Below are 13,242 nucleotides of genomic sequence, written 5' to 3'. Positions count from 1 at the left end.
TCAGTGGCTCTCCGCACGGGAACGCCGCGTGCCCAGGTAAGCGGCAATCACATCGGGATTGGCACGCACTTGCTCGGGCGTGCCATCACCGATCTTGCGGCCGTAATCGAGCACGACCACGTGGTCGCACAAGCCCATGACCACCCCGATGTCGTGTTCGATCAGCACCACGGTGGTGCCGAACTCGCGGTTGATGTCGCGGATGAATTGGCTCATCTCGTCCTTCTCTTCAGCGTTCATGCCGGCCATGGGTTCATCCAGCAGCAGCAACCTCGGCTCAGCGGCCAGGGCGCGGGCCAGTTCGACACGTTTCTGCAAGCCGTAAGGCAGCTTGCCCACCAGCACATGGCGCCAGGGGTGGATGCGCAGGAACTCGATGATTTTTTCCGCGTGACGGCGCTGCTCGTCGTCCTCGCGAGGCGCACGGCCCAGGCGCAGCACCTGCTCGATCCAACTGCTGCGGAGCTTGAGGTTGCGGCCGGTCAGCACGTTGTCGAGCACGCTCATGCCCTTGAACAGCGCGATGTTTTGAAAGGTCCGCGCAATACCGCGCTCGGCGGCCTGGTGCGGGCGCATACGGCGCCGGGCCTGTCCGGCATAGGTGACACTGCCGCTCTGGGCCTGGTAGACGCCGTTGATCACATTGAGCAGCGAACTTTTGCCCGCGCCGTTGGGGCCGATCAATGCACAGATTTCCCCGGCCTTCACGGCGAAACTGATGGAGGTAATGGCCTTGACCCCCTTGAACGACAGGGAGATGTCATCGAGCCGCAGTAATTCGGATTCAGTGGTTGCGCTCATGGGGCTCGTCAGACGGATTGAGAAATCAGGGGGATGCGGGTATCGGCAGGTTCCTGCCGGGCGGAAGGTTCCTGCCAGTTGCCCGGGTGGATGCCCAGGGCACCAAAAAAAGCGGCGCTCTCTTGGCTCAGCGCGGGCCCGACCAGCAACGGCACGCGCAGGCGGCTCATGCCCAACACATCGAGCAAGGGTCTGCGGATCAGCCAGTAGCCGAGCCAGCGGCGGAAAGCCTGCGCGTCCGGCACCATCGCCCAGCGGTACAACCGATGACCGAGCGTGCCGGGTAACGGCAGACGCTCTCGCGCCCACTGCTCCAGACGGGCATAGGACTCACGCGTGCCCAGCACCAGGGTTGGCCCCAACTCACGGCGGTCGGTGTCGCGCGTGGCCATGGCTTCCGGGAAATTCAGGCAGAACCCGGCACAGAGCCAGGGCGCCAGCAGGTAACGCGCCTGACCGCTGGCGGCGAACACACGGGCCGCCAAGGCTTCTTCGGCGCCGCTCAGGTGCTCGCGCGCTACCAGCTTGCGGGCGCCCCCCAGCAGCTGCGCATGGCTCAACCGTAGGGAAGGCCCGTGCGTATCGGCATGGAACACGAAGGCGATAGCCGCCGGCTCAGTCGCGCAGACCGGCGGTTCCGCCGCCACGCCAGAGAACAAATCGGCGTAAGCGCTCAACCCCTTCCCTTCACCGGCATTCAGGCCGCGCCCGTCGAGGAACAGCAGCACACGGGGTGGAAGATCGGCATGCCGGACCTGCTGCACGGCATCCAGGGCTTCGGCCAGCACGAAGCTCGGTCGCAGGCGGGCCAGCAATGCGCGGTTGTCGCGTTCGGGGTCCAGCAACGTGACACTGCCGCCCAGCCACTGCGCGGCCAGGGCCAGCAACAAAGCTTCGGAACGCGCCTGGCTGATGATCAGTAAATCGTCGTGGCGACCGAACCCGCGCTGATGCAGCGCTGCCGCAAGACGGCCAACATCCTGCGCCAACTCGCTCCAACTGCGGGCGTGCCAGATGCCCAGGCGCTTGTAGCGCAGGGCTACCGCCGAACCTCGGGTTTGGCCTTGCTGTAACAACGCCAGCGGCAGTGTCTGGGCCATGGGGACTCTCCTTCAGAGTGCTATACAGCCACTTTTGCAGTCTCCATGCCAAGATTTAAATTGTTAATTATCAACTAGTTATGTGCATTTTGCGGAAACAATCATGTATTGATTTGGCACAGCCTGCTTAAAGCCTGTTGCCCAGCGAACACTTCTCTCTTTGCGCACAACTGTTTGCCGGGCAACAGCGCTTCAACACTTGCCCGCTTCCAGCGACAGTCATCGCCCCACATAAACCAATCATCACTTTATAAATCAATAAGTTAACGAATTGGTACGATGCTTGCTCTCTTGGAACTATCGGCCACAGCCACAGACTTGTTCCAACAAGCGCCTCTATAGAGCCGTGCCGGCCCTGCGTTGCACAACCTGCTGCCGTCTTACCTTACCCAAGGCAGCGGGCTTCTTATTTTTGCAGCGAGGAGCGTGTTGATGAGTCTTGATATCTTTTGGTTTCTGCCCACGTCCGGCGACACCCGTTATCTGGGCCGATCCGACAGCGGCCGCCCGGCCACCAACAAATACATGCAGCAAATCGCGGTAGCCGCCGAGAGCCTGGGCTATGACGGGGGGTTGATTCCCACCGGCAGCAGTTGCCTGGACCCGTGGATTACCGCCGCCAGCCTGGTACCGGTCACCCATCGCCTGAAGTTGCTGGTGGCGCTGCGCACCTCGCTGGGCAACCCCACGGCGTCGGCCCGTCAGACGGCCACACTGGACCAGGCCAGCAACGGCCGCTTGCTGCTCAACGTCGTACCCGGCGGCGATGCCACCGAGTTGGCCGCCGACGGTATTTTCCTCGACCACGACCAACGCTACGAAGCCGCTGGCGAGTTCCTGACCGTTTGGCGTCGCTTGCTCAGTGGCGAGGTGGTGGATTTCACCGGCAAGCATGTGCGCGTCGAAGGGGCGCAGAACTTCTTCAAACCCATACAGCAACCGCACCCGCCCCTGTATTTTGGCGGGTCGTCCCCTGCTGCCCATGAACTGGCGGCCCAACAGGTCGACGCCTACCTGACCTGGGGCGAACCGCCGGCGGCCGTGGCCGCGAAAATCGCCGATGTGCGCGAGCGCGCGAAAAAATATGGGCGCACGCTGCATTTCGGTGTGCGCCTGCATGTGATCGTGCGTGAAACCAACGAGCAGGCCTGGGCGGCGGCCGAAGAACTGATCAGCCACCTCGATGACGATGTCATCGCCGACGCGCAAAATAATTACGCCAAGATGGACTCCGAAGGTCAGCGCCGCATGGCCGCCCTGCATGGTGGACAGCGCGACAAGCTCGAGGTCTCGCCCAACCTGTGGGCCGGTGTCGGCCTCGTGCGCGGAGGCGCCGGCACGGCGCTGGTGGGCGACCCTCAGACCGTGGCCAAGCGCCTGCAGGAATATGCCGACCTCGGCGTAGACCGCTTTGTACTGTCCGGCTACCCGCACCTGGAAGAGGCTTTCCGCTTTGCCGAACTGGTGTTCCCACTGTTGGGCAAACAGCCTGTCACGGTCCGCGACCAAGTACTCACCGGCGGCGCGTTCGACGTGCGGGCCGGCCACACATCGGTCAAGGACGAGGCCACGGCATGAACGTGATTGATATGCGCTGCCGCCCGGCGTACCTGCACGATTTTTTCGGCGCCACCCCAGGCAGCGCCGAGACCGCCACCGCCCGCTGGCTGAACCGGCGGGTGGGCACGCGTGGCGACGACGAGCACTTCGCCCGCTCGCGCACACCCCAGGGGTTTCTCGATGAAGTGCGCGACGCCGGGTTGAGCCGGGCGGTGGTGGTCGGTCGGCACACGCCCGGCCAGCATCTGCCCAACGACCTGATTCACAGCATCGTGCGCGACCACACTGAGTTGCTCGGCATCGCCAGCATCGACCCGGCGCTGCAGGGTATCGACGGCGCGCTGGGCGAGATCGAGCGCGCCATCTCGGCGCTGGGCCTGGCCGGGATCGACCTGGAGCCAGGGTTTGGCGAACCGGCCAGGCAGCCGGATGACCCGTTGTACTGGCCGATCTACGAGCATTTGCAGGCACACGGCATTCCGCTGTTTCTGATGAGCGGGCCGACCACCCCGGACCCCGCCTTCAACAACCCCGAACACCTGGCCAAGGTCGCCCGGGCGTTCCCGCAGCTGTCGATCGTCTGCTACCACGGCTACTGGCCCAACGTGCAGCAAGCGCTGGGCGTGGCGTTTCGCTACCCGAACATCTACCTGGTGCCGGACATGTACCTGTTCCAGCCCGGCAGCGACGCCTACGTGCAGGCGGCCAACGGCTTTCTGGCAGAGCAGTTGCTGTTCGGCTCGTCCTATCCGTTCCGCCCGATTCGTCAATCCATCGAGGATGTCCTGCGCCTGGGTTTCAAACCCGAGGTACTCGACAACGTCCTCTACGGCAATGCCGCCCGGCTGTTTGGGCTGTAGAACACCTCGCGCTACACGCTGGGACCGGCCGTCATCCAGGGGCGGCCCGGCGCCGTTTTCAACTTCAAGGAGTTCCCCTGTGACCACCCCCAACGATCCTGTGCTCGTCGCCCGCCGCCTGGCGGCCGACTGGGCCAGTACGGCTGCCGAGCGTGACGAGCGCGGCGGCACGCCGAAACGCGAGCGTGATGCCCTGCGCGACAGCGGCCTGTTGACCCTGAGTATTCCCCGTGAATTCGGCGGCCTCGGCGCCAGTTGGAGCGACACGCTGAACATCGTGCGCGAGTTCGCCAAGGTCGACAGTTCGATGGCCCACGTGTTTGGTTTCCAACACTTGATGCTGGCCACTGTGCGCCTGTTCTCGCGGCCCGATCAGTGGCAGCCCTGGCTGGAACAAACCGTCCGCCAGCGCTGGTTCTGGGGCAACGCCCTCAACCCGCTGGACACCCGTACCGTGGCCACGCGTATCGACGGCGGGCGGGAGTTTTCCGGGATGAAGAGCTTTTGCTCCGGCGCCAGCGACTCCGACCGGCTGATTGCCTCGGCGTTGGAGGACAGTGGCGCAGGCAAACTGCTGATCGCCGCGATCCCTACCGACCGCGTCGGCATTACCCTGCTCAACGACTGGAACAATATGGGCCAACGCCAGACCGACAGCGGCAGCGCCCGTTTCGAACGCGTGCGGGTGGCCGAGGATGAACTGCTGCTGGACCCGGGCCCGCTGAGCACGGTGTTTTCCGGGCTGCGGCCGCTGTTGGCGCAACTGACGTTCGTCAACCTGTTCCTGGGCATTGCCGAAGGCGCCTTTGAGCAGGCGCAGCACTACACCACCCACGAAGCACGCGCCTGGTTCAAGTCCGAGGTCGACCGGGCGGTCGACGACCCATATGTGCTAGCCCACTACGGCGAGTTCTGGGTCGGCCTGGAGGCGGTACGCGCCCTGGCAGAACGGGCCAACGCGTTGTTCGACAACGCCTGGAACCGCGGCGAACAGCTGCGCGCCGAGGAGCGCGCGAACCTGGCCCTGGCCATCGGCAGCGCCAAGGTCCATGCCACCCGGGTGGGCCTGGACCTGAGTTCGAGGCTGTTTGAGGTGACAGGCGCCCGCGCCACCCATGCCTCGCGGCGCTTTGATCGCTACTGGCGAAACCTGCGGACCCAAACCTTGCACGACCCGGTGGACTACCGCATCCGCGAACTCGGCGAGTGGGCCTTAAAGCAGAAACCGCCAACGCCGAGCTTCTATTCCTGAGGCTCGCGATCACGGCCAGGCAGGGTCGGTGTTCGCCACCATTCACCAAAACAACAAAGTGTTACCCAGTGATAGGCGCCCAGCCCAAAAGCCGGCAAAAACCCAGGTATTACAGCCCTTTAGCACTCGGCATGAACTATGCAATCACCCCTTTAAACCACGATTGGACCGCCGTGCGTGCCCCATGAATCAAGACAACTGGAGTTAATCGACTATGGCTTCCCGCATAATCCTCAATGCGTTTGAAATGACCTGCGTGAGTCATCAGGCCGCGGGCACCTGGCGTCACCCAGACAGCCAGGCATGGAAATACAAAGACCTTGATTACTGGGTGGAGTTGGCCAAGCTGCTTGAGCGCGGCTATTTCGACTCGGTGTTTATCGCTGACGTCGTCGGCGTCTATGACATCTATCGCGGCTCGGTGGAAACCTCCTTGCTTGACGCCGATCAGGTGCCGGTCAACGATCCCTTCTTTCAAGTGCCAGCCATGGCCACCGTCACCAAGCACTTGGGCTTTGGCGTGACATCGGCGCTGACCTATGAACAGCCTTACGCCCTGGCGCGAAAGTTCTCGACCCTCGACCATCTGACCAAGGGCCGCGTGGCGTGGAACGTGGTGACCTCGTACCTCAACAGCGCGGCGGTCAACCTGGGCCTCAAGCAACAGATCTCGCACGACGAACGCTATGACATCGCCGATGAGTTTCTGGACGTGACCTACAAACTGTGGGAAGGCTCCTGGGATGAAGACGCGGTGCTGCGTGACCGTGAGCGCGGGATCTTTACCGACCCGAGCAAAGTCCACCCGATCGGTCACAAGGGCAAATACTACGATGTGCCGGGCATCCATTTGTCCGAGCCGTCGCCACAGCGCACCCCGGTTATTTTCCAGGCCGGCGCCTCCAGCCGTGGCCGCGCCTTTGCCGCCAAGCACGCCGAAGGGGTGTTCATCAGCCCGGCCACCGCAGAACAGGCGCGCGAGGTGTCCGATGACATCCGCAACCGCGCCGTGGAAGCGGGCCGTAGCCGTGATTCGGTCAAGGTGTTCACGCTGTTGACGGTGATCACCGCTGAAAGCGATGAAGCCGCGCAAGCCAAATACCGCGACTACCTGAGCTATGCCAATGGCGAAGGCATGTTGTCGTTTTATGGCGGCTGGACCGGCATCGACTTTTCCGAATACGACCCGGACCAACCCCTGGAGGCGATCGACAACGACAGCATCCGCTCGGTGCTGGAACTGCTCGCCACCGCCGACCCCGACCGCAAGTGGACGCCACGCGACATCATCAAACACCGCAGCATCGGCGGCCTAGGCCCGGTGTTGGTGGGCGGCCCGAAAACGGTGGCCGACGAGATGGAGCGCTGGGTGGACGTCGGCGGTATCGACGGCTTCAACCTGGCCTATGCGATCACCCCGGGCACGTTCGAAGACCTCGTTGAGTTCATCGTTCCGGAGCTGCAACGCCGGGGCCGTGTCCGCACCTCCTATGAGGGCGACACCCTGCGCGAAAACCTGCTCGACGGCACTTCGCCGTATGCCGCCGACGACCATCCGGCGGCACGTTATCGCGGTGCATTCAAAACCGGCGCCAACGCCACCGATCACACCAAACCGTCCAAATTCTCTGACCTGACTTGACGCTTATCTGCGCTGAAGAGGAATCCATTCCATGTCCAGTTTCGCCACGCTGAACACACTGTCTGTCGGTACGGATTACGCAGCGCTCGCCGCGCGTTTTCGGCCGATCTTTGCGCGTATTGCCGAGGGCGCGGTCGAGCGCGAACGCACTCGCACACTGCCGTTCGAACCGATCAAATGGCTCAAGCAAGCCGGGTTCGGCGCCGTGCGTGTCCCGGTCGAATTCGGCGGGGCCGGCGCCTCGCTGCCGCAACTGTTCCAACTGTTGATTGAACTGGCGGCTGCCGACTCCAACGTGACACAAGCCCTGCGCGGGCATTTTGCGTTTGTCGAAGACCGCCTCAACGCCCAGGCATTCAGCCCGCAGAACGCCTGGTTCGGGCGGTTTGTGGCCGGGGAGCTGGTCGGCAATGCCTGGACCGAAGTCGGCGACGTGAAGATCGGCCAGGTGATTACCCGCATCAGCCGCCAGGGCGAGCAATGGGTCGCCAACGGCACCAAGTTCTACAGCACCGGCAGCCTGTTCGCCGACTGGATCGACCTGTACGCCCAACGGGATGACACCGGTGCCGATGTGATCGCGGCGGTCCGCGTGCAGCAACCGGGTGTGCGTCAAAGCGACGATTGGGATGGCTTCGGTCAGCGCACCACCGGCAGCGGCACTTCCGTGTTTGAAAACGCAGTGGTTGAAGACGACCACCTGATCGACTTCTCCACGCGCTTTAAATACCAAACGGCGTTTTACCAACTGACCCTGCTGGCCGTCCTGGTCGGGTCGGGGCAGGCGGCCGTGCGAGAGGTGGCCCAACAGGTACGTGTTCGCACCCGGGTGTTCAGCCATGGCAATGCCGCGGCGGTGCGTGACGATGCGCAGGTGCAGCAGGTGGTCGGCAAGGCCTCGGCGCAGGTCTACACGGCCGAAGCGGCTACCCTGCGCGCCGCACAGGCCTCACAACGCGCCTACGTGGCGCACTTCGCCAAGGATGCGCAAGCCGAACGCGAGGCCAATATTGCGGCAGAGCTGGAGTCGGCCCAAGCGCAAGTGGTGATTGCCGATCTGGTGCTTCGCGCCACCAGCGACCTGTTCAACGCCCTTGGCGCATCCGCCGCACGCACGAGCCTGCAACTCGACCGACACTGGCGCAATGCGCGCACAGCGGCCTCACATAATCCATTGATCTATAAAGAGCGGATCATCGGTGACTGGGAGATCAATGGCACCGAACCGCCCTACGTGTGGCAGATCGGCGGTGGCGGCCAGCAAAACCACGCGCAGAAATAGCGCCGGACTGTGTAAACCGCGACCTGAAAATGCCCCGGCCTGTCGGGGCATTTTTTCTGAGACACAGAAAAAACTCCGCCGCCCCCTTCCCTGCAGCTTGCATGCGCGCAAAAAAACACGCCTTCTGTATTTTGACGCTCCCCAGAGCCCGCTGTTAGTGTCCAGCCTCCCACCACGCATGGAGTACACCACGGTGAAACTGGACATCTACCAAGTCGACGCCTTCAGCCAACACCCCTTCGGCGGCAACCCCGCTGCGGTGTGCCCACTGACCGAATGGCTGAGCGACGCGCAACTGCACAACATTGCCGCCGAAAACAACCTCTCGGAAACCGCGTTCTTCGTGCCCCGTGGCGACTTCTATGAGTTGCGCTGGTTCACCCCGCAAGTCGAAGTGGACCTGTGCGGCCATGCCACGCTCGCGGCGGCGTGGGTGTTGATTCACCAGTTGCCGGATGCGCCTCAAGTGCTGCGTTTTGCCACTCGCAGCGGTGAGCTGCGGGTCACGCGCGAGGGTGATGAACTGGCGATGGATTTCCCTGCCAAAGCGCCGCAACCCTGTGAGCCGCCCGCCGGGATGTTGAGCGCCCTGGGGATTGAAAGCGCCGAGGTGTTCGGCACCGATGACTACATCGTGTTGCTGGAGGACGAAGCCCAGGTCGCCGCGCTCACGCCAGACTTTGCGCGACTCAAGGGCCTGCCCAAGCGTGGGATTGCAGTGACGGCCAAAAGCGCGCGATTTGATTTTATCTCTCGTTGGTTCGGGCCGAACGTGGGCGTCAATGAAGACCCGGTCACCGGTTCGGCGCACACGTCGCTGGCACCGTTCTGGGCCGAGCGCCTGGGCAAATCGACCCTCACGGCGGAGCAAGGCGGCACACGCAAAGGCCAGTTGCGCTGTGTCCTCAAGGGCGACCGGGTGATCATTTCCGGCAAGGCCGTGCTGTATATGCAAGGCACGATTTACCTGTAGAACGCAGTAACCCACGAACAACAGATCATTCTCAAAATGAACGGAGTTCAGCGCGTGTTTTCGATTTACCGCCGTCAGTTGACGATCATTGCCGCAGCCCTGGCCCTCGCGGCCTGCCACCCCCCTGTCAACGAACAGCCACCGGCGCCGGAGTTGGGGTCGGGCTATCGCGCCGACCTCACCACCCAGCACGCCCAGCACCATATGGCGGCCGCCGCCAACCCGCTGGCGGCCGAGGCCGGGCGTGAAATGCTGCGCCAGGGCGGGTCTGCCATCGACGCGGCGATTGCCATGCAGGCCGTGTTGACCCTGGTGGAACCGCAATCGTCCGGCATCGGCGGTGGTGCGTTCATCATGCTGTGGGACGGAAAAAACGTGCACGCGTATGACGGCCGTGAGACGGCACCGGCCGGGGCGACTGAGCGCTTGTTCCTGAAGGCCGACGGCCAGCCGATGGCGTTTACCGATGCGCAGATTGGCGGGCGTTCGGTGGCGACGCCCGGTGTGTTGCGTGCACTGGACATGGCGCACAAAAAGACCGGACGCCTGCAATGGGCCAAGCTGTTCGAGCCTGCGATTCGTCTGTCGGAACAGGGCTTCGCGATTTCCCCGCGCTTGCACAGCCTGATTGCCGCTGACCGCTTTATCCCGCACTCGCCAGACATGGCCGCCTATTTCTTGAATGCCGATGGCACGCCGAAAGCCACCGGCACCCTGCTGAAAAACCCGGCGCTGGCCGCCGTATTCAAGCGCATCGCCCAGGAGGGTCCGGACGCGCTGTACAACGGCCCGATTGCCGAGGAGATCGCCCGCAAGGTGCAGGGCAACCACAATGCAGGCAGCCTGTCGGCAACCGACCTCAAGGGCTACGCGGCAAAGGAACGCGTGCCGCTGTGTAGCGATTACAAGCGCTGGAAAATCTGTGGCATGCCACCACCGTCGTCGGGCGGGATTGCCATCGCGCAGATCATGGGCACATTGCAGGCGCTGGAGGCCCGCGACCCACGCCTGGCCATCGCCCCCATGAGGCCGGTGAAGAGCGCTTCGCCGGCCGGCCTTGAGCCGGTACCCGAAGCCGTGCACCTGATCGCCGAAGCCGGTCGCCTGGCCTTTGCCGACCGTGCGCTGTATGTGGCCGATGCAGACTTTGTACCGGTGCCCGTGGCCGGCCTGGTCGCGCCGAGCTACCTGGCCCAACGCGCCGCGCTGATCGGTGAACACAGCCTGGGCATCGCCAAGCCCGGCCAGCCGGCCGGTATCCAGGTGGCCTACGCCCCCGACCGCTCGCCGCTGCGCATCTCCACCTCGCAGGTGGTAGCGGTGGACGACTGGGGTGGCGCCGTGTCGATGACCACCACGGTGGAAGCCGCGTTTGGCTCGCACCTGATGGTCCAGGGCTTTGTACTCAATAACCAGATGACCGACTTCTCGTTTATTGCCGAAGAAAACGGCCAGCCGGTGGCCAACCGCGTACAACCCGGTAAACGCCCGCGCTCGGCCATGGCGCCGACCCTGGTGTTCGACCGCCAGAGCGGTGAGCTGCTGGCCACACTGGGCTCGCCGGGCGGGTCGCAGATCATCGAGTACGTCAGCAAGTCACTGGTGGCCATGCTCGACTGGAACCTCGACCCGCAAGCCGCCATCAGCCTACCCAACTTTGGCAGCCGTAATGGCGCAACCGAACTGGAAAGCGGTTTGTTCAGCCCCGTGTTGAAACAGGCACTCAAGGACAAGGGCCATGCGCTGAGCGAGATTGAGATGACCAGCGGTATCCAGGCGATCATTCGCACGCGCGACGCCCAGGGTAAGGTATCGCTGAGCGGCGGCGCGGACCCTCGACGGGAAGGCGAGGCATACGGTGACTGAGGTCAATCAGCGGAGAAAGCCCCTTGCAGCAGGCCAATAATCTCGGCGCCCTCGCGGGTGTCGACCATGGTTTTTGTTTGATCGACGACCCATCGCGGCCAGATGAAGTATTCATCTGCAAGCAAGTGCACAGCGCCGCGGTGATTGAGTGGCAGGCGGGCCAGGTGGCCAATACGATCGAGGCGGATGGGGTACATACAGGCCATCACCAGCCGATCGCAGTGATCACCGCCGATTGCCTGCCCATTCTGTTCGCCGCCAAAAATGGCGAACGCGTAGCGGCCGTTCATGGCGGCTGGAAAGGCCTGCAACGCGGGATTGTCGCCACTACCGTGCAGCACTTTGCCGACGCAGGGATTGGCGTCGATCAGTTGCTGGTCGCCATCGGGCCATCGATCAAACCGTGTTGTTATGAAGTGAGCGAAGGGTTCATTGCCGAGTTCCAGGCTGACCAGGGCCACTTATGGCAACACGACCGGGCGCCATGGAGCATTGAGCAACCACGACCGCTGCTGGCGCCGCACATCACGCCCCCCCAAGCAAGACACACAGACAGTGCCTGGTTTGACCTGAGCCGGTATGGGCTGATGCTGCTGCAAGCGGCCGGGGTTCGGCGCGAACAGATCGAGGTGAGTGAAGTGTGTACGTATTGCACGTCGCCGCTGTTTGCCAGCTACCGCCGAAGGACCCATCACCCGCAGGAGACGAAGACGCTGATCTACTCGTGGATCGCTCGCAAACCCTGAGCGCGTACATCCCACCTGTGGCGGGGCCACTCGTCACAGCGCCCTCTCGGTATGTTCAGCGGCTGATTTTCAAGCCCTTGCGCCCCGCATGCCGCTCCAGCGCCAGCTCGATCAACCGGCTCACCAACTCGCTGTAACTCATCCCCGCCGCCTGCCATAACTTGGGGTACATGCTGATACGGGTAAAACCGGGCAGTGAGTTGATTTCGTTGATCAACACTTCACCGTCATCGGTGAGGAATACATCGACCCGAGCCAACCCTGCGCACCCGAGCACCTCAAAGGCCTCGATCGCCAGGCGGCGAATTCGCTCGCTGGCTTCAGCGCTGATATCGGCCGGGACCACCACCTGGGCGGCCTGGTCGTCGATGTACTTGCTGTCGTAGGAATAGAACCCGCTGCTCACCACAATCTCGCCGCAGCCGCTGGCGATGGGGTTATCGTTGCCGAGTACGGCGCATTCGATCTCGCGCCCCTGGACAGCGGACTCCACCAGCACTTTCTCATCAAAGCCCAAGGCCAGTTCGACGGCCGCGTGGTATTCGGCTTCGTTGGCGACCTTGCTCACCCCCACCGAGGAGCCTTGGTTGGCCGGTTTGACGAACATCGGCAGGCCTAGCGTATTCACGGCCGTGTCAAACGAGGTGCGGGCCGCGGTACGGCGCGTGAGGGTGATGAACGGAGTGACGGCAATGCCGGCGTCGCGCAGCAGGCGTTTGCTGATGTCCTTGTCCATGCACACCGCCGACCCCAGTACGTCAGAGCCGACAAAAGGCAAGTCGGCCATGCGCAGCAAACCTTGCAGGCAGCCGTCCTCGCCGAGGGTGCCATGGACGATGGGGAAGATCACATCGATGTGTTCCAGCAAACCACTGCCTGAGGTTTCCACCACTTGCTGGTTGGCCTTGCCGGGCACCACCGCCAGTTCACGATTGGATTGGTTGAGGGCGATCAGGACCGGGTTTTCCTGGTTGATCAGGAAGTTCGAGGTGTCGTTGAGGTGCCAGTGGCCGGCCTTGTCGATGCCGATCAGGATGGGCTCGAAGCGTGACCGGTCAAGGGCATCGACAATGTTGCGCGCCGATTGCAGCGAGACTTCGTGCTCGGCCGAACGGCCACCAAAAATAATCCCTACGCGCAACTTGCTCATGATCCGCCTC

11 protein-coding genes are annotated in these 13,242 nt (G+C 63.1%); 8 read left to right on the top strand and 3 right to left on the bottom strand.

The genetic code is table 11. From position 1 onward, the window contains the following. Together P2T68_RS05020 and P2T68_RS05015 are read right to left on the bottom strand one after the other, a co-directional pair. Window positions 1-801 (bottom strand): ABC transporter ATP-binding protein, encoded by an 801-nt coding sequence (locus P2T68_RS05020; RefSeq protein ID WP_024073248.1) that lies wholly within the window; start codon window positions 799-801, stop codon window positions 1-3. 8 nt (window positions 802-809) lie between these two features. Further along, a complete protein-coding gene (locus P2T68_RS05015) occupies window positions 810-1,901 on the bottom strand; it encodes an AMP-binding protein (RefSeq protein WP_277379119.1) in 1,092 nt (363 codons plus the stop codon). Window positions 1,902-2,333: 432 nt separating this feature from the next. On the opposite strand from P2T68_RS05015, the gene ssuD reads away from it, so the two are divergent. The 8 genes from ssuD (at window position 2,334) to pgeF (ending at window position 12,082) form a co-directional block, all read left to right on the top strand. Next, a complete protein-coding gene (gene ssuD, locus P2T68_RS05010) occupies window positions 2,334-3,479 on the top strand; it encodes an FMNH2-dependent alkanesulfonate monooxygenase (protein ID WP_277379118.1) in 1,146 nt (381 codons plus the stop codon). After that, window positions 3,476-4,321 (top strand): amidohydrolase family protein, encoded by an 846-nt coding sequence (locus tag P2T68_RS05005; protein ID WP_102624499.1) that lies wholly within the window; start codon window positions 3,476-3,478, stop codon window positions 4,319-4,321. The genes ssuD and P2T68_RS05005 overlap by 4 nt, the downstream gene beginning before the upstream one ends. A 79-nt stretch (window positions 4,322-4,400) precedes the next feature. Continuing rightward, entirely contained in the window at window positions 4,401-5,573 is a 1,173-nt protein-coding gene (locus tag P2T68_RS05000; protein WP_069075231.1) for an acyl-CoA dehydrogenase family protein, read from the top strand. A 214-nt stretch (window positions 5,574-5,787) separates the two neighbouring features. Beyond that, complete coding sequence (locus P2T68_RS04995) at window positions 5,788-7,215, top strand: LLM class flavin-dependent oxidoreductase (RefSeq protein WP_069075232.1); 1,428 nt, start codon at window positions 5,788-5,790, stop codon at window positions 7,213-7,215. Between the two features lie 31 nt (window positions 7,216-7,246). Further along, the gene (locus tag P2T68_RS04990; protein ID WP_024073242.1) at window positions 7,247-8,497 is read left to right on the top strand and encodes an acyl-CoA dehydrogenase family protein; all 1,251 of its coding nucleotides are present in this window, start codon (window positions 7,247-7,249) and stop codon (window positions 8,495-8,497) included. A 193-nt stretch (window positions 8,498-8,690) separates the two neighbouring features. Then, complete coding sequence (locus P2T68_RS04985; protein ID WP_277379735.1) at window positions 8,691-9,470, top strand: PhzF family phenazine biosynthesis protein; 780 nt, start codon at window positions 8,691-8,693, stop codon at window positions 9,468-9,470. 36 nt (window positions 9,471-9,506) lie between these two features. Beyond that, window positions 9,507-11,336, top strand: a complete 1,830-nt coding sequence (gene ggt, locus P2T68_RS04980; RefSeq protein ID WP_277379117.1) for a gamma-glutamyltransferase — start codon at window positions 9,507-9,509, stop codon at window positions 11,334-11,336. Window positions 11,337-11,359: 23 nt separating this feature from the next. Next, window positions 11,360-12,082 carry a peptidoglycan editing factor PgeF gene (gene pgeF, locus P2T68_RS04975; RefSeq protein WP_102624501.1) on the top strand — a complete coding sequence of 241 codons (723 nt, stop codon included), beginning with the start codon at window positions 11,360-11,362 and terminating at the stop codon, window positions 12,080-12,082. 55 nt (window positions 12,083-12,137) lie between these two features. Here the strand turns inward: pgeF and ddlA are convergent, their stop codons facing one another. Beyond that, window positions 12,138-13,232 carry a D-alanine--D-alanine ligase gene (gene ddlA, locus P2T68_RS04970; RefSeq protein WP_277379116.1) on the bottom strand — a complete coding sequence of 365 codons (1,095 nt, stop codon included), beginning with the start codon at window positions 13,230-13,232 and terminating at the stop codon, window positions 12,138-12,140. Window positions 13,233-13,242 lie beyond the last annotated feature (10 nt).

It is taken from the genome of Pseudomonas sp. G11, from assembly GCF_029457515.1.
Classification (GTDB): Bacteria; Pseudomonadota; Gammaproteobacteria; order Pseudomonadales; family Pseudomonadaceae; genus Aquipseudomonas; species Aquipseudomonas gorinensis.
Note: the sequence above shows the minus strand (reverse complement) of the source record. Positions and strands in the feature narration are given on the sequence as shown.

Bases quoted from the DNA above. Each gene is read 5' to 3' on its own strand.
- P2T68_RS05020 (WP_024073248.1), bottom strand. From the start codon at position 801: ATGAGCGCAACCACTGAATCCGAATTACTGCGGCTCGATGACATCTCC.
- P2T68_RS05015 (WP_277379119.1), bottom strand. From the start codon at position 1,901: ATGGCCCAGACACTGCCGCTGGCGTTGTTACAGCAAGGCCAAACCCGA.
- P2T68_RS05005 (WP_102624499.1), top strand. From the start codon at position 3,476: ATGAACGTGATTGATATGCGCTGCCGCCCGGCGTACCTGCACGATTTT.
- ssuD (WP_277379118.1), top strand. From the start codon at position 2,334: ATGAGTCTTGATATCTTTTGGTTTCTGCCCACGTCCGGCGACACCCGT.
- ggt (WP_277379117.1), top strand. From the start codon at position 9,507: ATGAACGGAGTTCAGCGCGTGTTTTCGATTTACCGCCGTCAGTTGACG.
- P2T68_RS04990 (WP_024073242.1), top strand. From the start codon at position 7,247: ATGTCCAGTTTCGCCACGCTGAACACACTGTCTGTCGGTACGGATTAC.
- ddlA (WP_277379116.1), bottom strand. From the start codon at position 13,232: ATGAGCAAGTTGCGCGTAGGGATTATTTTTGGTGGCCGTTCGGCCGAG.
- P2T68_RS04995 (WP_069075232.1), top strand. From the start codon at position 5,788: ATGGCTTCCCGCATAATCCTCAATGCGTTTGAAATGACCTGCGTGAGT.